Source organism: Sorangium sp. So ce176, assembly GCF_051519835.1.
GTDB lineage: Bacteria > Myxococcota_A > Polyangia > Polyangiales > Polyangiaceae > Sorangium > Sorangium cellulosum_G.
On sequence record NZ_CP150371.1, the window covers coordinates 5,225,800 to 5,244,521 of the forward strand.

The window sequence follows — 18,722 nt, forward strand, 5'->3', positions numbered from 1 at the left end:
CTCACCGCGGCCGGGGCGCCCCCGCCAGCGCCTCGGCGAGGCGCGGCAGCACGTCGCCGGCGCGCGCCTCGACCTTCAGCGCGCCGAGCTCCTCGCCGCGCGCCGACCCGAGGTTGACCATGGCGATCGGGATCCCCCGCTGCGCGGCGCGCAGCACGAAGCGGTAGCCCGAGAACACAGCCAGCGACGAGCCGACGACGAGGAGCGCGTCCGCCGCGTCGACGAGCGCGAACGCCTCGTCCACGATCGGCCGCGGCACGTTCTCGCCGAAGAAGACGACGCGCGGCTTGAGCGGGCCGTCGCAGCGGAGGCACGGCGGCGCGTGGAAGCCGGCGACATGCTCGGCCGGCAGATCGGCGTCGCCGTCGGGCGCGAGGTCGGCCGCGAGGCGCAGCCAGCCGGGGTTCCGCGCGAGGATCCGCGCCTGGAGGGCGGCGCGCGGCTCCATCGCGCCGCACGCGAGGCAGGCGACCTCGGAGAGCGTGCCGTGCAGCTCGATGACCCGGCGGCTGCCGGCGGCAAGATGGAGGCCGTCGACGTTCTGCGTGATCAGGCCGTGGAGCAGCCCGTCGTCCTCGATCCGCGCCAGGGCGCGGTGCGCGGGGTTGGGCTCGGCCCGGGAGAACCGCTCCCAGCCGATCACCGCGCGCGCCCAGTAGCGCTGCCGGATCTCCGCCGAGCTCGAGAACTCCCGCCCCTGGATCGGGTTGCGCGCGCGGCGCCGCGTCTCGGGCCCGCGGTAGTCCGGGATGCCGGACTCGGTGCTGCACCCAGCCCCCGTCAGCGCCACGAATCGCTTGCCGCGCAGGAGCGCGATGAGGTCGTCGAGCGGTCCGGCGGCGGCGAGCGCTTCGCTGAGCGGCATACGCCCCGTTTGTGGCCCGCCGCGCCCGGCCTCGCCAGCCAGGCGAGATGCCCCCGCAGGCCTGCACCTTGAAACCCTTGACGAACCCATCTGAACGTGTCATAGGTCACTTGAAACTGATTTTCTTTATCATGTAGCAGCGGCCCGCGACTCGACGTCCAGCGCCCGATGACCCGAGCCCACGTGGCTCTCGAAGCCCATCGGAGCTGGATGTGACGACGAGCCCATTTCGACGTTCGAGTCGGCGCCGCGCCTCGACGCCCTCGGCAGGGCGCGCGTGGGCGCCGGCGGCCGCGCGTCTCGACGCCGCGGCGGCGCCCACGCGGCGATTCCCGCCGCGCGCGCTGCGGCGCGACGGCGCCAGGGGCGCGGCCGAGCGTCGATCGATGGGCTGGAGACGCGCCCTTGTCGCGCCCGCCGCGATCGGACGGCGCGACGGCAGCCCGTCGCGTCGAGCCCGCGGCGGCCCACGCGCCGAGCGCGCGGGCCGCGGGCGGCCAGGCGCGCTCCCGCGCTAGCTCCGGAGACACCGCCGCTGCCGCGCGGCGACGGCCCGTGGCGCTGGCCCGAGCGCCGCGCCGCCTCGCCACCACCGATTCCACACCTCGCAAGGAGTGTTTCGATGACCTCTTCCATTTCGATGCAGGACGCCGTCGCCCTGCCCGCGCAGAGCGCCGGGCAGCTCTTGAAGCAATACACCCCTGAATCGGCGTTCTTCTTCTCGTCGCCGACACGCACCCTCCTCGCGCAGGGCGCGCACGACATGATCCTCGAGCCCAACGACGGCGACCGCCTGCCCGACCGCGTCGCGCGGGTGCTCTCGACGCACGGGCGAGCGGGCCAGGGGCTCCCCATGGTGGTCGGCGCGGTGCCGTTCAACACCACGTCGCCCGCGCACCTCATCGTGCCGAGGTCGGTGCAGGCCGCCGGCCCGCTGAACCCCGCCATGGACGCCCTCCGGCGAGAGGCGCCCGCGGCGATCCAGGAGCTGCGCAGGATCCCGGAGCCCCGCGAGTACGTGCGCGCCGTCGAGACGGCGGTGGGCCTGATGCGGTCCGAGGCGCTGAGCAAGGTGGTGCTCTCGAGGATGCTGGAGATGACGCTGCGAGAGCCGGTCGATCTCCGCCACGTCCTCCAGCGCCTCTCGCAGCAGAACCGGAGCGGCTACACCTTCGCCGCCAACCTCTCCGATCCTTCGGCCGGGGCGTCCGGCCTCGATCGCGGCGCCGCCAGCGCGCGGCCCCGGACCCTGATCGGCGCCAGTCCGGAGCTGCTCCTGTCGCGCTCCGGATTCAGGGTGATCGCCAATCCGCTGGCAGGCTCCGCGATCCGCAGCCCGGACCCGGACGAGGACCGGCGGCGGGCGATCGCCCTGCTCGCGTCCGAGAAGGACCGGCACGAGCACGCGATCGTCGTCGACGCCGTGGCCGCCGCGCTCCGGCCGTTCTGCCGGCGCCTGAGCGTCCCCGAGGAGCCGTCGCTCACGCAGACGGCGAACCTGTGGCACCTGTCGAGCCGGATCACCGGGGAGCTCCGCGATCTCTCGATCTCCTCGATGAAGCTGGCCACCGCGCTCCACCCGACGCCCGCTGTCTGCGGGTACCCCACCGGGCGCGCGCGCGCGGCGATCGAGGCGATCGAGCCCTTCGATCGGGGCTTCTTCACCGGGCTCGTGGGCTGGTGCGACGCCACCGGCGACGGCGAGTGGGCGGTCGCCATCCGCTGCGCCGACATCGCCGGCCGCGCGCTCCGCCTGTACGCCGGCGCCGGGATCGTCATCGGCTCCGACGGCGAGCGCGAGCTCGCCGAGACCTCCGCCAAGCTCGGCACCATGCTGACAGCGCTCGGCCTCGATCGGGCGCCGGAGATCGCATGAGGCCTGGCGAGGACGCGCCGGACGTGGAGCGCGCGGAGGAGCGCCGGCCGTCGCTGGACGGCTTCACTCCATGGCCGCCCGAGATGGCCAGTCTCTACCGCCGCGCCGGCTACTGGCGCGGTGAGACGCTCGGGGAGCTGCTCCGCGAGCGCGCGGCGCGGCACCCGGACCGGATCGCGCTCGTCGGCGACGGCCGCCGGCTGAGCTACGGTGAGCTCGACAGGCGCGCCGATCGCCTCGCCGCGGGCCTCTTTCGCCTGGGGATCCAGCCCGGGGACCGCGTCGTTGTCCAGCTCCCGAACATCGCGGAGTTCTTCGAGGTGTGCTTCGCGCTGTTCCGGCTCGGCGCGCTCCCCGTGCTGGCGCTGCCCGCCCACCGGCGCTCCGAGATCGGCTATTTCTGCGAGCACACAGGGGCTGTCGCCTACGTCATCCCGGACCGGGACGGCGGGTTCGACCACCGCGAGCTCGCCAGGCAGGTCCAGCGCGAGGCCACGACCCTGAAGCACGTGATCGTGGCCGGCGATCCGGGCGAGCTCACCGCGCTCTCCAGCCTGTACATCGACCCCGTCGATCTCCCGCGCCCCGCCGCGGGGGACGTCGCCTTCTTTCAGCTCTCGGGCGGGAGCACCGGCGTGCCCAAGCTGATCCCGCGGACGCACGACGACTACCTCTACAGCGTGCGGGCCAGCGCGGAGATCTGCGCGCTCGACGCCGAGAGCGTGTACCTGGCCGTCCTCCCTGTCGCGCACAACTTCACCCTCAGCTCGCCCGGGAGCCTCGGCGCCCTGTACGCCGGCGGCCGCGTTGTACTCAGCCGCCGCCCCAGCCCGGACGAGGCGTTTGCGTGGATCGAGCGGGAGAAGGTCACGATCACCGCCCTCGTGCCGCCCCTGGCGTCGCTGTGGCTGGAGTCGGCCCGGACGGCGCGACACGACATGTCGAGCCTGAAGGTGCTCCAGGTGGGCGGCGCCAGGCTCTCCGCCGAGGTCGCGCGCCGCGTGCGGCCCGCGCTGGGCTGCGCCCTCCAGCAGGTGTTCGGGATGGCGGAGGGGCTGGTCAACTACACCCGCCTCGACGATCCGGACGACATCACCCTCGAGACGCAGGGCCGGCCCATCTCACCCCATGACGAGATCCGGGTCGTGGACGACGAGGACGAGGACGTCGAGACAGGCCAGGTCGGCCACCTGCTCACGCGAGGCCCCTACACGATCCGCGGGTATTACAGGGCCGACGCGCACAACGCGAAGGCGTTCACGCGCGACGGCTTCTACCGCACCGGCGATCTCGTGCGGCGGACGCCGGCCGGCTACCTGATCGTGGAGGGCCGCGCCAAGGACCAGATCAACCGCGGGGGCGAGAAGATCGCGGCCGAGGAGGTCGAGAACCACGTCCTCGCCCACCCGGCTGTGCGCGACGCGGCGCTCGTCTCCATGCCGGACGCGCTCCTCGGCGAGCGATCGTGCGCGTTCCTCGTGCCCCGCGGGCAGCCGCCGGCCGCGCGGGAGATCAGCGCCTTCCTGCGCGAGCGCGGCGTCGCGCAGTACAAGGTGCCCGATCGCATCGAGTGGCTCGACGCCCTGCCCACGACGAGCGTCGGCAAGGTCGACAAGAAGGCGCTCCGGCTGTGGATCGCCGAGCGGCTCGATCAGGGCGCGCGCGCCTGAAGCGCGGCGCGGGCGGGGGCGGCGGCGCGCCGCCGGCCCGCCGACACGAGACGTTGTGACAACGTGAGAGAGGAACCACCATGGCCATCCCCAGAATCCAGACCTATCCCATGCCACGCGCCGACGAGATCCCGCAGAGCCGGGTGTCGTGGCGCCCGGATCCGAGGCGCGCAGTCCTCCTGATCCACGACATGCAGCAGTATTTCCTCGGCTACTACGACACCAAGGCGTCGCCTGTCGTCGAGCTGCTCTCCAACACCCGCCTCGTCCGGGAGCGCTGCGCGGCGAGCGGGATCCCTGTCGTGTACACGCAGCAGCCCGGCGAGCAGACGGACGCGCAGCGCGGCCTGCTGCTGGACCTCTGGGGGCCCGGGCTCACGCAGCAGCCGGACAAGCAAGGGATCGTGAGCGAGCTCGCGCCGCGAGGCGGCGACACGGTCCTCACCAAGTGGCGCTACAGCGCCTTCCAGCGCACCGAGCTGCTGGATCTCATGCGCCGGTGGGGCCGCGATCAGCTCATCGTGTGCGGCGTCTACGCGCACATCGGGTGCCTCTTGACCGCGTGCGAGGCGTTCATGAACGACATCCAGCCGTTCTTCGTCACCGACGCGACAGCGGATTTCTCTCGGGAGCAGCACGAGATGGCCATCGCCTACGTGGCCCAGCGGTGCGGCGTCGCGCTCCCGACCGGCGAGGTGGTGGCCGCGCTCGCGCCCCGCGACAGAGCGGGTGTCCCGCCGCGCGACGTGGCGGCGCCGCCCGGGTGGGCGCTCGACAGGGCGCCGGGCCTCGATCGCCTGCGCGCCGACGTCGCCGAGATCCTGGAGCAGCCCGTCGCCATGATCTCCGAGCACGAGAGCTTCCTCGATCTCGGGCTCGACTCGATCCGCATCATGACCCTCGTCGAGCGGTGGCGCGAGGCAGGCATCGAGGTCGCCTTCGTCGAGCTCGCCGAACGCCCGACGCTGGCCGGGTGGTGGGAGCTCCTGTCGACGCGGCTCCCGCGCGAGGCCGGCCGCGCGCAGCGGCCGCGCGCGGAGGCGGCCGGCCAGGAGGCCACGGGCTGACAGCCCACGTCATCAACGAGGCACATCGCAGGTCACCATGAGTCGAACCGAGACATCCCCGGCCAAGGCGGTGGCGCGCACGCCGCCGCGCCTCCTCGAGGTGCTGCGCGCGACGGCGATCTCCCCCCGCATGCGGCGGATCACGCTGGGCGGCGAGGCGATCGCGGGGTTCCCCGCGCGGAGCGACGGCGCGCACATCAAGGTGTTCTTCCCGCGCGGCGACCAGGCAGCGCCGGAGCTGCCCACGCTGGGCCCCGAGGGGCCCGTGTGGCCTCCCCTGCCCCGCCGGCCGATCACGCGGACCTACTCGGTGCGCAGGTACGACGCGCAGGCCGGAGAGCTGGACGTGGACTTCGTGTTGCACGGGGACGACGGCCCCGCGTCGCGGTGGGCGCGCCGCGCCAGGCCCGGCGACAGGCTCGGCATCGCGGGGCCCGGCGGCCCCGATCCGATGCTCGGCCCCGCGGACTGGTACCTGCTCGCGGGCGATCTCTCCGCGCTGCCGGCCATCGCCGCGCTGCTCGAGACCCTGCCGGCGACGGCGCGCGGCCACGCCCTCGTGGCCGTCCCCGACGCGTCGGAGATACAGCACCTCGCGCGCCCGCCGCACGTCGCGCTGACATGGGTCACCCTGGATGGAGCGAGCGCCCCGAGCCCCCGGCTGGAGGACGCCATCCGCGCGCTGATATGGCCCGAGGGCCGCGTGTTCGCGTGGGTCGCGGGCGAGTCGTCGTCCGTCCTCGCGATCCGCGATCACCTGCTCGACGAGCGCGGCCTCGGGCGCGAGGCGATGTACGCGATTCCCTACTGGAAGGCGACCCTCTCCGAGGAGGCGTACCACGCAGAGCGGCACCGGGTCATGGACGGGCTCGACAGGGCATGACGAGGAGCGAACCGATGGAGTTCAAGCACAGGACCGCGCTCGTCACGGGCGCCGCGCAGGGGATCGGAGAGGCCGTCGCGCGCGCGCTCGCGGCGCGCGGCGCGGCCGTGGCGGCGCTGGACGCGAACGAGGAGCGCCTCGGCGCCGTTGTCGCCGATCTGAAGGCGAGCGATCGCCGCGCCGCCGCCCACGCGGTGGACGTCGCCGACGGCCGGGCCGTGGGGCGCGTCGTCGACAGGGTCGAGCGAGAGCTCGGCCCGATCGAGCTCCTGGTCAACGTGGCCGGCGTGCTGCGCGTGAGCCCCGCCCTCTCGCTGAGCGACGAGGACTGGGAGCGCACGTTCGCGGTCAACACGACGGGGGTGTTCAACGTGGGCCGGGCCGTGGCGCGCCGCATGGTGCCGCGCCGATCCGGGTCGATCGTGACGGTCGGCTCCAACGCCGCGCGGACGCCGCGGATGCACATGTCGGCCTACGCGGCCTCGAAGGCGGCCGCGGCCCAGTGGACGAAGTGCCTCGGTCTGGAGCTCGCGCAGCACGGCATCCGGTGCAACGTGGTGTCCCCGGGCTCGACGGACACGCCGATGCAGCGCGCGCTCTGGTCGGACGACAGCGGCGCGCAGGCGGTCATCGCCGGCTCCCCCGCGGCGTTCAAGCTGGGGATCCCGCTGAACCGGATCGCCTCGACGGACGACGTCGCCGCGGCGGTGCTGTTCCTGCTCTCGGATCAGGCCCGGCACATCACGATGCACGACCTCTGCGTCGACGGCGGCGCGACGCTGGGGGCCTGATCCGGCCGCCCGCGCCCGCGATCGCCTCCCGCGGGCGCGGGCGCGCCGCGCTCAGGTCCCCAGCCTCACGCCGCGCTCAGGGCCCGTCCTTCTCGGCGGGCCCGAACAGGACGTCCGACGCCGTGCCGCTCATCACCACGGCGAAGAGCGCGAGCGCCGCCGCGACAGCGACAGCGCCGATGACGCGCGTCGGCTTCATCTGCCACCACATCACGAGGCCGCTGAGCGCCCACACCGCCAGGGTGAGGCCGGTGACGTCCGCGAACAGCGCCCAGACCCAGGTCATCCCGCCGTGCACGGGGAAGTGGTGCGTTTTGTGAAGCGTTTCGAGCACTTCCACGAGGCGGGGGCGCCCCGGACCGCCGTCGAGCCGCCCGTCGAGGCGCCCCGTGCCGAGGTTGTACGTGACGTTCCACGCGCGGCCCTCGGCGTCGCGCATGCGGAAGCGCAGCTCGGGGGCGACCTTCGGGTGGGCGCGCAAGGGCCCCTTGGCCTCGACACCCATCCTGGGCAGGAGCTCCTTCATCTGCTCCTGCACAGCCGCCATCCGGTGATCGGGCAGGTCGATCGCGGCGCCGGCGAACGGGGGCGCCGGGGCCTCCGGCTCGGGAGCGTGGCTGGAGACCGTCGCGCTGCCGTCGTCGAGGCGCAGGATCACCACCTGACGCCCCCCGTCGCCGCGCGGCGCCGCGAGCAGCGGCCAGCCGGAGAATGACCCCGAGCCCTCCTCGTCGAGCGTGTAGGGCGCGGGCGACCCCGCGTTGAGCTGCGCGACGACCCGGCGCGCCAGCGCGTCCGGATCCCAGGGCTGGAACCCGGTGAGCGCCGACACCTGCTCTCCGGACAGGTGCCGACGATCGATGTCGCGCCCGATCTCCGGGTGGTTGAACAGCATGCCGCTGATCCCGAACATCAGTATCCAGGGAAACAGCAGCAGGCCGAGGTACATGTGCACGCGCCGCACGATCTTCATGAGGGCGCCGTACCGCGGCCGCGGCCGCGGGCCCCGCGGCGAGCGGGGGCCCGGGGCAGCGTCGCCCCTCATCGCGTCTTCACGATCGGGCGCGCGCGTCATCGCAGCTTCACGGCGGAGAACGCGAGCCCAGGGGCGGTCAGGGCCGCGGCGCCGGGGCCCTCCTCCCCGAGCTCGCTGAGCGTCGTGGACTCCTGGCCCGCGAACTCGAGCAGGAAGGTGCGGTCGCCGAGCGCGACGCTCAGGACGCTGCCGCCGCTCGGCTCGGCGTCGAGCACCGTGGCCTCCGGGGCATCTCCGAGCGTCACGCTGGCCCACCTCCACGCCGCCGCGCTCGCCAGCACCCGCGGGTGGGTGTCCGCCGCGATCTCGAAGGCGCTCTCGTCGAGCACGCGCAGGAACGCCTTCCCGTCGGGGCCGCCGAAGAGCGAGCCGGCGGTGTCGCCGTCGAAGAGCGTGTTGATCTCGACGTGGAAGTCGGGGTCGAACTGCCTCGTCTCGGGGTCGAAGCGCAGCATGCACGGGGCGGCGGCGTTGTCGGGGTTGAGCCGGTGCACCGCCGCGCCGTACGCCTCGGTGGCCACGTAGATCATGCCGTCGGGCCCCTCGACGCCGTCGCGCACGTAGCCGCAGCGCTCGTCGGTGACGACGGTCGCCTCGTCGGTCGCGCTGTCCACGACGACGACAGCGGCCAGGCTCGGGACCTCCGGGCCTATCCGCCAGCCGCCGAAGGTGATCACGTCGCCGCCCAGGCGCAGCGGCGGCGCGGAGGAGTACGTGAGGATGGCGTCCGGGACCACGAGCGACTCGAGCGGGATGTCGCCCGTCACCGCCATCTCCTCGGGATTCCAGACCACCACCTGCGCTGTGGGACCATCGAAGAAGTACGCCTTCGTCTCCGAGACGAAGTGGAACTGGCTGCCATACTCGCCGATCTTCGCGAGGCCCTTGCCCTGCAAGCTGACGGTATCCCCTTCTTCGAGGCTGCCGTCCTGCTGGAGGTCGTAGCGGGTCACGGTCGCCGCGGCGTCGCTCGCCACGAACACAGCGCCGCCGCCGTCCGGCCCGACCCCGAGGGCGCGCCCCAGCACCTCGACGCCGTCGTCCAGCGACAGCGGCTGATCGCTGTCGAGGGTGTCCGTCACGACGATGTAGCTCTGGGTGTCGCCGCCGTCCGGCCCGAACACCTGGACCGTGAGGGCGTACATCGGTCCCGTGTCGGGCGCTCCGCCCGTGCCGCTGGTAGCCCCGCCGGTGCCCTCACCGCCGGCGCCGCCGCCCGTGTCGTCCCCGCAGGCGGCGAAGCAAGGGAGGAGCAGCGTCAAGAGGAGCGCATTCGCGTAGCGCGCACGAGATAACATCGAGGGATCTCCTTGTGTCTGGTTGGGCTGAGTTCGCACGAGCTGCGGCTCACAGGCTCAAGGCGAGCTTGGCGTAGGCCGCTCGCCCGGGGCGCTGGATGCCGTAGAAGCTGAAGGCCTTCTCGTCGGTGAGGTTCTGCACCTCGACAGTCGAGCTCACCGTCGATCGGCCGCGCTCGACGAGGTAGGTGAGCGCGAGCGTGTGCACGAGCTGAGACGGGATCTCCGCCTTGGAGCGGGAGGCGCCGTGGTCCTCTGGACCGACGAGGAAGGCGTGTACGTAATCGGCGTACCACGTCAGGGAGAGGACATCGCCGCGCGCCGCGATCCCTGGCCACTGCGCGCGCGCGGAGACACCGCCGAACAGGTACGGCTGGTTCTGGATGCGAGCTCCTGTCGAGCCCTCCCGGAAGTCCTGCCATGTGACGTGACCGTCGAGCGAGAGCCAGTCGCCCGGGGACGTCCACCCGGCCGTCGACTCGACGCCGACGGATCGCGCCGACAGCGTGTTGCCGTACTTCGAGTAGCCGAGGTGTCTCCGCAGCGTGATCAGGCCCCCGGTGGAGCGACCGAATCCGTTGGCGCTGAGCCGGAGCTGTCCGGCGGCCGTCTCCGCGCGCTCCAGGGTCACGCCGAGGTTGACGTTGTGGCTCACCTCCGGATCGAGGTGGAGGTTCCAGACGACGAGCCCGCCGTCGCCGAACAGCTCGTCCGGCGTCGGCAGGCGGGTGGCGTGTTCGTACGAGGCCTTGGCGTAGAGCGCGTCGGTGAAGCGGAAGCGCAGGCTGTCCCCTGCCCCCATCCGGCGGATCGTCCTGTCGACGTCGCCGAGGAGGCCGCTCGGCAAGTTCTCCCGGGTCCGGACCCCCTGGAGGTACAGCTTGGCGAAGGCGATGTTCGCGAGCCGGCCATCGAACAGCATCGCCTCGTGCTCGACGCCGGCCACGCCGCTCCACAGGTCCCGCTTCGCGGTGAGCGGATCCTTGTCGGGATCGGCGACGACGAGGTTCCTCCCCGTGCGCGTCATGCGGGTCGGCGAGAGCCCGAAGCGCAGGGTGTGCCCGGGTGCCGCGCTCCAGGCCGCGTTGATGCGGGCAAAGGCGGTGTGCTGGTGGACGCTCTGGTCGTTCGCCGTTTCCTCGAGCTCCCCGCGGTACGGGCGCTCCACGCAGCGGCCGGACCAGTCGTAGGTGCACCTCGCCACGTTGAGGAAGGGCGTGCGCACGTACGAGTACCCCGCCAGGGCGTCGAGCCGCACCTTCCCGAAGAACGGCTGCGCGTAGCGCAGGAGCGCGCCGCCTGTCCGCCTGCCGAAGGCGACCTCGCCAAAGGGAGGCGACACGACCCGGCCGTCGCGCATGTCGACGAGCGAGCCGTGCTGCACCTCCTTGTCGTGCGCGACGTAGAAGCCGCGCAGGAGCAGGCGGTCGGCCCACGGCCGCCGGACGACGCCGACCTCGGCGTCGGCGCCGGCCGCCAAGTAGCCGTCGTGGAACCGGCGGGCGCGCGAGGGCGACAGGCGCCCGCTCTCCGGGTCGAGCGCCATGACGTCGATCGGGTAGTCGTTCCTCGCGCGATCGAGGAAGCCGCTCGCGCGCGCGAAGAGCCCGCTGGGCTCGTGCGTGTGGCGCGCGCTCAGGGTCAGGCGGTACGTGCCGAAGGAGCCGACCTGGTACGACGCCGACGCGCGCGAGCCGCGGGTGTCGCGATCGGTCACCAGGTTCACCGCGCCGCCGAGCGCGTCCGCGCCGAAGCGCAGCGGCACGACGCCGCGGTAGATCTCGACGCGATCGATCAGGTTGACCGGGGCGTTGGCGACGCCGAACGTGTGACCGGCGAGGTCGAGCGGCACGCCGTCGAGGAAGAAGCGGATCCGGTCCTCGGTGAGGCCGTTCAGCGAGAAGCGCGCGTCGGAGCCGAGCCCGCCGAGGCGGCGCACGCCCACGCCCTCGGCGCGCGACAGCACCTCGCCGAGGTCCGCGGACTGCCGCTTCGCCTCCACTGTCTCGATCACCTGGACCGCCTGCGCGGAGGTCCGGAGCCGCTCGGCCTCGGAGGCCCCCCGCACGCTCACCTCGAGCGCGGGCCGAGCTGCCCCGGAGGCGCCCGCGGCCGGCGCGGCCCCGGCGACGGCCGCGGGGGCCCGCCCGGCCGGCGTCACGGCCTCGGCGACCGCCGCGACGGGCGGCGCGGGCAGCCGGAAGTCGACCCGGTACAGGATGCGCGACGCGACGCTCCTGTCGCCGCGCCGGGCGGGCGTGAAGCGAAACCGCAACGCCGCCTCCTGCGCGGCCTCGTCGAACCCGCGGCCTGCCGGCGTCGCGACCTCCGCGCCGGTGACGCGCCCCTCGGCGTCGATCGTCAGCCGCAGCACGACGCTCCCCTCCTCGCCGGCCGCGCGCGCCGACTCCGGATACGCCGCCTCGGCGGCGTCGAGGAGCTCCGGCGGATGCACCTCGAGCGCGGCGGCGTCACCCGGCGCGCGGGCCCCCGGCCCGGCCTCAGGCGTCGCGCCCTGATCGCGATCTCCCGCTGGGGCCTGCTCGCCCGCACGCGCGTCCTGCGCGGAGGCAGCTCGGACACCGCACAGGGCGAGGGCCAGGATCCCGGCGAGCGCGCCGCCGCGCGAGGGGGGTCGTCGAAACATCGAGTCTCACCGGACCGGGATCAGCCGGTCGCGTCCTCGCTGGCCGGGGAGATCGGGATGACGACGACGCGCTTGCAACGCCGGCACTTCAGCTCGATGCCGCCGGCCACGTGCCGGGCGAGCAGGCTGCCGCAGTCGCAGCGCATGGCGTCGTGGTCGGCGTGCCCGGCGACACCGCAGTGGGCGCATCCACCGCCGGACGGAGCCGTTCTCTTCGGCGTCAGGTCGTTCATCGTTGACCTTTCTTGTTAATGAAAGTTACTTTCAATTTCAAGCCCAGTGGCTACCACGATCTCATGATTTATGTCAACCAGAAATCTTTCCCGGCGAGGCGCCCGCCTGCGGCTGCGGGCCGGGGCCGCGGGCGCCGATCCGGCGCCGAGATCCGCGCGACCGCGCGCTCGATCGGCGCGCTGGCGCCTCGCCTCGCCCGCGCTGGCAGCGGCATGCGCGCACCGCGCCCCGCCCCGCGGCCCCGACCGAATCCTCTTGACAGCCATCTCACGGCACAATATTGAAATTGAAAGTGGCTTTCATTTTCATGCATTGACGTCTGCGTTCGGCCTGTGATCCGGCGCAAGCGCGCCGGGTTCGTGTCCGGGACTGCTTCCGGCTGACCTCCGGCGGCCCCTGCCCTGGCGACCTCGGGGCCCGGGCTGCTGCTGGTCGCCGGCGCGCGCTCGTCGGGGCGGGGTCACCGCCCTGCTCGCGCGCGCAGATCGCGCCGTGTTCGCGCGCCCCTGAGCGCCTCTTGCGGTCGCCCCGGCGAGGCTGTCCCCGCCGAGCGCGGATTCACCAGGAGGCTTGTCGCAATGGTTGCTCGTCAGGATGATCGCTGGCCCCTGTCGGCCGCGCAGCACGGTATCTGGCTGGGCCAGCAGCTCGCGCCGGAGAGCCCGGTGTACAACGCGGGCGAGTGCATCGAGATCCCCGGGCGCCTCGATCTCGCGGTCTTCGAGGCCGCCGTGCGTCAGGCCGTCTCCGAGGCCGAGGCGCTGCACATGCGCTTCTCGAGCGAGGCGGACGGCCCGCGGCAGCGGCTCGACCCCTCCCCTGACTGGCCATTTCACCACGTCGACGTCAGCGCGGCGCAGGACCCGTGGTCCGCGGCCCAGGCGTGGATGCGCGAGGATCTCGGCAGCCCCGCGGACCTCGCCCGCGGGCCGCTCTTCACCGAGGCGCTGTTCACGGCGGCCGCCGACCGGTTCTTCTGGTACCAGCGCGCCCACCACATCGCGCTGGACGGCTTCGGCTTCTCGCTCGTCGCGCGGAGGGTGGCAGAGGTCTACACCGCCCGGATCGAGGGCCGCCCGAGCGCCGGCGGCGCCTTCGGCTCGCTGCGCCAGGTCGTCGAGGAAGATCTCGCCTACAGCGCCTCCCCGGAGCTCGAGCGCGATCGCGCCTTCTGGTCACGGCGCTTCGCCGACCGGCCCGAGCCGGTGAGCCTGAGCGACAGGCCGTCGCTCATGTCGCCCGACTCCCTGCGGCAGACGGCCTTCCTCGCGCCGTCCAGCGTCGAGCGGATGCAGGCGGCGGCGCGCGGCGCGAAGGCGACATGGCCCGACGTCGTCGTGGCCGCGACGGCGGCGTACATGCACCGGCTCACGGGCGCGCCGGAGGTCGTCCTCGGGCTGCCGGTGATGGGGCGCCTCGGCTCGGTGTCGCTGCGCGTCCCGGGCATGGTGATGAACATCGTGCCGCTGCGCGTGCCGGTCCGCCCGGGCGCGAGCCTCTCCGATCTCGCCCGGCAGGTAGCGGAGGAGCTGCGGACCCTCCGGCCCCACCTGCGCTACCGCTACGAGCAGCTCCGCCGGGATCTCAGGCTGATCGGCGGCGATCGGCGGCTGTTCGGCCCCGTGGTCAACATCATGCCGTTCGACTACGACCTGCGCTTCGCCGGGCAGCGCGCCGTCGCCCACAACATCTCCGCCGGCCCTGTCGAGGACCTGTCGATCGGCGTGTACGCCAGGTCCGACGGGCGCGGGCCGCGGCTCGACTTCGACGCCAACCCGGCCTGCTACGGCGCCGACGAGCTCGCGGCGCACCAGCGGCGCTTCCTCGGGTTCCTGGAGGCGCTCGCCGCCGCCCCCGAGCAGGCGATCGATCGCGCCGAGCTCGATCTCCCGCGAGCCACGGCCCGGCGCGCCGCGGCCCCGCGCGGCGAGCCGAGGCAGGGCGCGGTGCTCGACGGGGGGCCGCTGCCCGCGCCGGCGCGCCCCGTTGTCGCGCAGATCGTCGAGCACGCGCGCGAGCAGCCGGACGCGATCGCCCTGGAGCACGGCCCCGAGCGCGTGAGCTACGGCGCGCTGGAGGGCGCCGCCCGGCGGCTCGCGGCCCGGCTCGCGGCGCTCGGCGCGGGGCCGGACGCGCTCGTCGCGGTGCTCCTGCCGCGCGGCGTGCAGGCCGTCACAGCGATCCTGGGCGCGCTCTTCGCCGGCGCCGGCTACCTCCCGCTGGATCCGGGCGGGCCGAGCTCGAGGACGGCGGCGATCCTCGACGACGCCAGGCCGGCGCTCGTTGTCACGACGTCCGAGCACGCCGGGCTCCTGGCGGGCGATCGCGCGACGCGCGTCGTGCTCCTCGAGGAGGTGACCTCCGACGCCCCGGCGGCGGCGCCGGTCCCGACAGCGGACGAGCACCTAGCCTACGTGATCTACACGTCCGGCTCCACCGGCCGTCCGAACGGCGTCATGATCGACAGCGGCGCGCTGGCCCATTTCGTCGCCGCCGCGACGCATAGGTACGGCGTCGGCCGCGACGACCGGGTGATGCAGTTCGCGCCGCTCCACTTCGACGCGAGCGTCGAGGAGATCTTCGTGACCCTGTGCGCGGGCGCCACCCTGGTGCTGCGCACCGAGGAGATGCTCCAGTCCGTGCCGCGGCTGCTCGACGCGTGCGCCGAGCGCGGGATCACCGTCCTCGACCTGCCCACGGCGTTCTGGCACGAGCTCGCCTACAGCCTCTCGACCGGCGCGGCGTCCCTCCCGCCCGGCGTCCGCACGGTCATCATCGGCGGCGAGGCCGCCCTGCCGGAGCGCGTCGCGCGCTGGCGCCGCGCTGTCGGCCCGCGCGCGCGGCTGCTCAACACGTACGGCCCCACCGAGGCGACCGTCGTCGCGGCCGCCGCCACGCTGAGCGGCGACGGCGCGGCGGGCGGCGACGACGACGACGACGAGGTGCCGATCGGGGCGCCGCTGCCCGGCGTGCGCGCGGCCATCCTCGACGCGCAGGGCCGGCTCTCGCCGGTGGGCGACGTGGGCGAGCTGCACCTGATCGGCCCCGGGCTCGCGCGGGGGTACCTGGGGCGCCCGGAGCTCACCGCCGCGCGCTTCGTCGTCCTCGACTCGGTCGAGGGCCGCCCGCGCGCCTACCGCACCGGCGATCTCGTCCGCCAGCGCGACGACGGGCAGATGCTGTTCGTCGGCCGCGTCGACGACGAGCTCAAGATCAGCGGCCACCGCGTCGATCCGCTCGAGATCGAGGCAGCGCTCCTCCGCCACCCGTCCGTGCGCGAGGCGGCCGTCGTCGGGCACACCCAGGCGGACGGCGGAAAGCGCCTGTCCGCGTTCGTCGTCGCCGATGCCCCTGCCCCGACCGCGGCCGAGCTGCGCCGGCACGCGCAGTCGCTGCTCCCCGCGGCCGCGATCCCGTCGACCTTCGCGCTCACGGACCGGCTGCCGCGGACGAGCTCGGGGAAGATCGACCGCAAGGCGCTGCGCGAGGCGCGCGAGGCGACGATCGCCGCGGCGGTCGAGCCGCGCTCGGCCGCCGCGTCGGCGATCGAGCAGCGGGTGCTGCGGGTCTGGGAGCAGGTGCTCGGCGTGAGCGGCCTGTCGGCGGACGACGACTTCTTCGAGCGCGGCGGTCAATCGCTGCAGACGATCCAGGTCGCCAACCGGCTCGGCATCGACCTCGGGCGCGAGATCCCCGTCGCCATGGTGTTCCGCCACCCGACCGCCGCGGCGCTCGCGCGCGCGCTGGAGCAGGCGCAGGGCCCCGCGCAGGCGAGCGGCGGGCACCCCGCCGCCATGCTGGCCGACGCCGAGCTCCCCGACGACGTCGTGCCGCTGTCGCTCGCGTCGGCCGTCCCGCGCCGCCGCCCGCGGCAGGTCGTGCTCACCGGCGCCAGCGGGTTCGTCGGCGCGCACCTGCTGCACGAGCTCCTGACGCGGACGGAGGCGCAGGTTGTCTGCCTTGTGCGCGCCGAGAGCGCGGCGCACGCCGACGAGCGGCTCCGGCGCGCGCTGCTGAGCCAGCGGCTGCCCCTCGCGGGGTTCGACGCGCGGGTGCTCCCCGTGCCCGCGGACCTGGCGCAGCCTCGCCTCGGCCTGAGCGCCGATCGGTTCAACCAGCTCGCCGCGGAGTCCGACGCCATCTACCACAACGCCGCGGTGGTCAGCGTGATGCGCGACTACCGGAGCCTGCGCGCGGCCAACGCGCTCGGGACGCGCGAGATGCTCCGGCTGGCCGCGACGGCGCGCCCGAAGCCGCTGCACCACGTCTCGACGCTGGCCGTGGCCCCGCCCGTCTCCGCGAGCCCGGAGGTCCCCGAGGCGTTCGTGCCGCCGCACCCCGGCCTGCGCGACGGCTACCAGCAGAGCAAGTGGATCGCCGAGCGCCTGGTGCAGCAGGCCGGCGAGCGCGGTCTCCCGGTCGCCGTGTACAGGCTCGGCCGCGTCGTCGGCGCGCCCGGCACGGGCCTCGTCAACGAGCAGGACCTCGTCTTCCGGCTGCTGCGGGCCGGCATCCCGGCCGGCCTCCTGCCCGATCTCGACGTGCGGGAGGTGTGGACGCCTGTCGACTACGTTGCGCGCGCGATCGTGCGGCTCTCCCTCGGCGATCGGCCGCCGCTCGCCGTGTACAACGTCGCGCCCGCGCCCGAGGTCCGGCTGACCGAGCTCTTCGACTGGGCGCGCGACTACGGCTATGCGGTCGAGCGGTGCCCGGTCCCGGCGTGGCGCGCGCGGCTGAAGGGCGGCGCCGACGCCGCGGACAGCGCCACGCTGGCCTTCTTCGATCTGCAGCCGGGCGCCGAGGGCGAGGCGCCCTTCGGCCTCGGGCGCGTGCGCTGCGACAACGTGGCGCGCGGCCTCGCCGGCAGCGGGATCGAGTGCCCGCCGATCGATCGCGCCCTGCTCCACCGCTACCTCGATCGCTGCGTCGAGCAGGGCCTGCTGCCGCCCCCTTCGAACCGGGGGCACGCCCGGCCGCGCGCCCGGTGACAGCGGATCACGAACACGACCCCTGACCCAGGAGAACAACGACGATGGACACACAGACGCTCGACGCCACCGACCGCGCTTCCGGAGGAGAGCCGCCGCGGAGGGCGGCCGCGAACCTGCGGCTCGACCGCTCGAACGAGCTGCTCGAGGAGGCGCGCCGGCTCATCCCGGGCGTCACCCAGTCGCTCATGAAGCGGCCCGAGATGTTCGCGCTCGGCTCGTTCCCCGTGTACCTCGAGGGCGGCGAGGGCGCGCTGGTGCGCGACGTCGATGGCAACCAGTACATCGACTACATCTGCGGCCTCGGGGCGAACACGCTGGGGCACAACCACCCCGCTGTCGTCGACGCCATCCGCCGGCGGCTCGACCGCGGCATCCTGCACTCGTTGCCGACCGAGGTCGAGGTCAGCACCACGCGCGACCTCGTCGCGCTGATCCCGGGCGCGGAGATGGCGCGGTTCTTCAAGACCGGCGCCGACGCCACGTCCGCCGCCGTCCGGCTCGCGCGCCACGTGACCGGCCGGGAGAAGGTCGTCGCCATCGGCTACAACGGCTGGCACGACCACTTCATGTTCGACACCCCCGGCGTCCCGGCGGTGCTGCGCGAGTACACGATCCGCATGCCGCTCATGGCCGAGGCCGACGAGCAGCCGCTGCTCGATCTGATCGCGAGCAAGGGGAAGGAGCTCGCCCTGGTGCTGCTCTCGCTGCCCTACAAGCGGTGCGTCTCGGCGGAGTTCCTGCGCAAGGTGCGCGAGGCGTGCCGCGCGAGCGGCGTGCTCTTCGTCCTCGACGAGGTGGTCACCGGCTTCCGGCTCGCGCTCGGCGGCGCCCAGGAATACTACCAGATCGAGGCCGATTTCGTGTGCCTCTCCAAGGGCATCGCCGCGGGCATGCCGCTGTCGGCGATCGCCGGGCCGCGCGCGGTGATGAGCCGGCTGTCGGAGCTGCAGGTGTCGACGACGTTCGGCGGCGAGATGCTGTCGCTCGAGGTGTGCCGGGCGGCGCTGCGCGAGTACCGCGAGACCGACGCCATCGCGCGGATCGCCTCGCTCGGGAGGCGGCTCAAGGCGGGCATCAACGAGCGGGCCGAGCAGGCCGGCTCCCCGCTGCGCGTGGTCGGGTACGACGCGATCCCGTTCTTCCTCTTCGCCGAGGACCTGGCGGTCCACACGAAGCGCATGGAGCAGTTCGTCGGCGCGATGGCGAGGCGCGGCGTGCTGCTCCGCCGGGACGTCAACTTCATCAGCGGCGCGCACACAGAGGCGCAGATCGATCAAACGATCGACGCGGCGCGCGACGCGCTGCTGGAGCTGGCGAGCCGCGGCGTCGTCGAGCGCGGCGCGGGCGCGAAGGCCCAGAGCTGA

The 18,722-nt window shown here is 73.7% G+C and carries 12 protein-coding genes; 7 read left to right on the plus strand and 5 right to left on the minus strand.

The genetic code is table 11. The annotated features are described in order from the left end of the window. Nucleotide 1 precedes the first annotated feature (1 nt). A complete protein-coding gene (locus tag WMF42_RS19550) occupies nucleotides 2-865 on the minus strand; it encodes an NAD-dependent protein deacetylase (protein WP_437693470.1) in 864 nt (287 codons plus the stop codon). 622 nt (nucleotides 866-1,487) lie between these two features. Here WMF42_RS19550 and dhbC point away from each other — a divergent pair. From dhbC to WMF42_RS19575, 5 genes are all read left to right on the plus strand, one after another. Continuing rightward, complete coding sequence (dhbC, locus tag WMF42_RS19555; RefSeq protein ID WP_437693471.1) at nucleotides 1,488-2,741, plus strand: isochorismate synthase DhbC; 1,254 nt, start codon at nucleotides 1,488-1,490, stop codon at nucleotides 2,739-2,741. Beyond that, on the plus strand, nucleotides 2,738-4,411 hold the full coding sequence (locus WMF42_RS19560; RefSeq protein WP_437693472.1) for a (2,3-dihydroxybenzoyl)adenylate synthase: 1,674 nt from the start codon (nucleotides 2,738-2,740) through the stop codon (nucleotides 4,409-4,411). Before dhbC ends, WMF42_RS19560 begins: the two co-directional genes overlap by 4 nt. An 80-nt stretch (nucleotides 4,412-4,491) precedes the next feature. Then, nucleotides 4,492-5,478, plus strand: a complete 987-nt coding sequence (locus tag WMF42_RS19565; protein WP_437693473.1) for an isochorismatase family protein — start codon at nucleotides 4,492-4,494, stop codon at nucleotides 5,476-5,478. Between the two features lie 37 nt (nucleotides 5,479-5,515). Continuing rightward, nucleotides 5,516-6,361 (plus strand): siderophore-interacting protein, encoded by an 846-nt coding sequence (locus WMF42_RS19570; protein WP_437693475.1) that lies wholly within the window; start codon nucleotides 5,516-5,518, stop codon nucleotides 6,359-6,361. A gap of 14 nt (nucleotides 6,362-6,375) precedes the next feature. Beyond that, nucleotides 6,376-7,152 (plus strand): 2,3-dihydro-2,3-dihydroxybenzoate dehydrogenase, encoded by a 777-nt coding sequence (locus tag WMF42_RS19575; protein ID WP_437693477.1) that lies wholly within the window; start codon nucleotides 6,376-6,378, stop codon nucleotides 7,150-7,152. A gap of 76 nt (nucleotides 7,153-7,228) precedes the next feature. Here WMF42_RS19575 and WMF42_RS19580 read toward each other — a convergent pair whose 3' ends face one another. From WMF42_RS19580 to WMF42_RS19595, 4 genes are all read right to left on the minus strand, one after another. Then, nucleotides 7,229-8,125 carry a PepSY domain-containing protein gene (locus tag WMF42_RS19580; RefSeq protein ID WP_437693479.1) on the minus strand — a complete coding sequence of 299 codons (897 nt, stop codon included), beginning with the start codon at nucleotides 8,123-8,125 and terminating at the stop codon, nucleotides 7,229-7,231. A 98-nt stretch (nucleotides 8,126-8,223) separates the two neighbouring features. Next, nucleotides 8,224-9,486 (minus strand): hypothetical protein, encoded by a 1,263-nt coding sequence (locus WMF42_RS19585; RefSeq protein ID WP_437693481.1) that lies wholly within the window; start codon nucleotides 9,484-9,486, stop codon nucleotides 8,224-8,226. A 49-nt stretch (nucleotides 9,487-9,535) separates the two neighbouring features. Then, nucleotides 9,536-12,133, minus strand: a complete 2,598-nt coding sequence (gene mxcH, locus WMF42_RS19590) for a TonB-dependent siderophore myxochelin receptor MxcH (protein ID WP_437693483.1) — start codon at nucleotides 12,131-12,133, stop codon at nucleotides 9,536-9,538. A gap of 20 nt (nucleotides 12,134-12,153) precedes the next feature. Next, nucleotides 12,154-12,366 (minus strand): hypothetical protein, encoded by a 213-nt coding sequence (locus WMF42_RS19595; RefSeq protein WP_434048262.1) that lies wholly within the window; start codon nucleotides 12,364-12,366, stop codon nucleotides 12,154-12,156. 579 nt (nucleotides 12,367-12,945) lie between these two features. On the opposite strand from WMF42_RS19595, the gene mxcG reads away from it, so the two are divergent. Continuing rightward, nucleotides 12,946-17,355, plus strand: a complete 4,410-nt coding sequence (gene mxcG / locus WMF42_RS19600) for a myxochelin non-ribosomal peptide synthetase MxcG (protein WP_437693485.1) — start codon at nucleotides 12,946-12,948, stop codon at nucleotides 17,353-17,355. A 44-nt stretch (nucleotides 17,356-17,399) separates the two neighbouring features. Further along, nucleotides 17,400-18,722, plus strand: coding sequence for an aspartate aminotransferase family protein (locus tag WMF42_RS19605; protein WP_434048264.1), 1,323 nt, complete (start codon nucleotides 17,400-17,402; stop codon nucleotides 18,720-18,722).

Bases quoted from the DNA above. Each gene is read 5' to 3' on its own strand.
- WMF42_RS19550 (WP_437693470.1), bottom strand. From the start codon at position 865: ATGCCGCTCAGCGAAGCGCTCGCCGCCGCCGGACCGCTCGACGACCTC.
- WMF42_RS19565 (WP_437693473.1), top strand. From the start codon at position 4,492: ATGGCCATCCCCAGAATCCAGACCTATCCCATGCCACGCGCCGACGAG.
- dhbC (WP_437693471.1), top strand. From the start codon at position 1,488: ATGACCTCTTCCATTTCGATGCAGGACGCCGTCGCCCTGCCCGCGCAG.
- mxcG (WP_437693485.1), top strand. From the start codon at position 12,946: ATGGTTGCTCGTCAGGATGATCGCTGGCCCCTGTCGGCCGCGCAGCAC.
- WMF42_RS19575 (WP_437693477.1), top strand. From the start codon at position 6,376: ATGGAGTTCAAGCACAGGACCGCGCTCGTCACGGGCGCCGCGCAGGGG.
- WMF42_RS19595 (WP_434048262.1), bottom strand. From the start codon at position 12,366: ATGAACGACCTGACGCCGAAGAGAACGGCTCCGTCCGGCGGTGGATGC.
- mxcH (WP_437693483.1), bottom strand. From the start codon at position 12,133: ATGTTTCGACGACCCCCCTCGCGCGGCGGCGCGCTCGCCGGGATCCTG.
- WMF42_RS19560 (WP_437693472.1), top strand. From the start codon at position 2,738: ATGAGGCCTGGCGAGGACGCGCCGGACGTGGAGCGCGCGGAGGAGCGC.
- WMF42_RS19580 (WP_437693479.1), bottom strand. From the start codon at position 8,125: ATGAAGATCGTGCGGCGCGTGCACATGTACCTCGGCCTGCTGCTGTTT.
- WMF42_RS19605 (WP_434048264.1), top strand. From the start codon at position 17,400: ATGGACACACAGACGCTCGACGCCACCGACCGCGCTTCCGGAGGAGAG.
- WMF42_RS19585 (WP_437693481.1), bottom strand. From the start codon at position 9,486: ATGTTATCTCGTGCGCGCTACGCGAATGCGCTCCTCTTGACGCTGCTC.
- WMF42_RS19570 (WP_437693475.1), top strand. From the start codon at position 5,516: ATGAGTCGAACCGAGACATCCCCGGCCAAGGCGGTGGCGCGCACGCCG.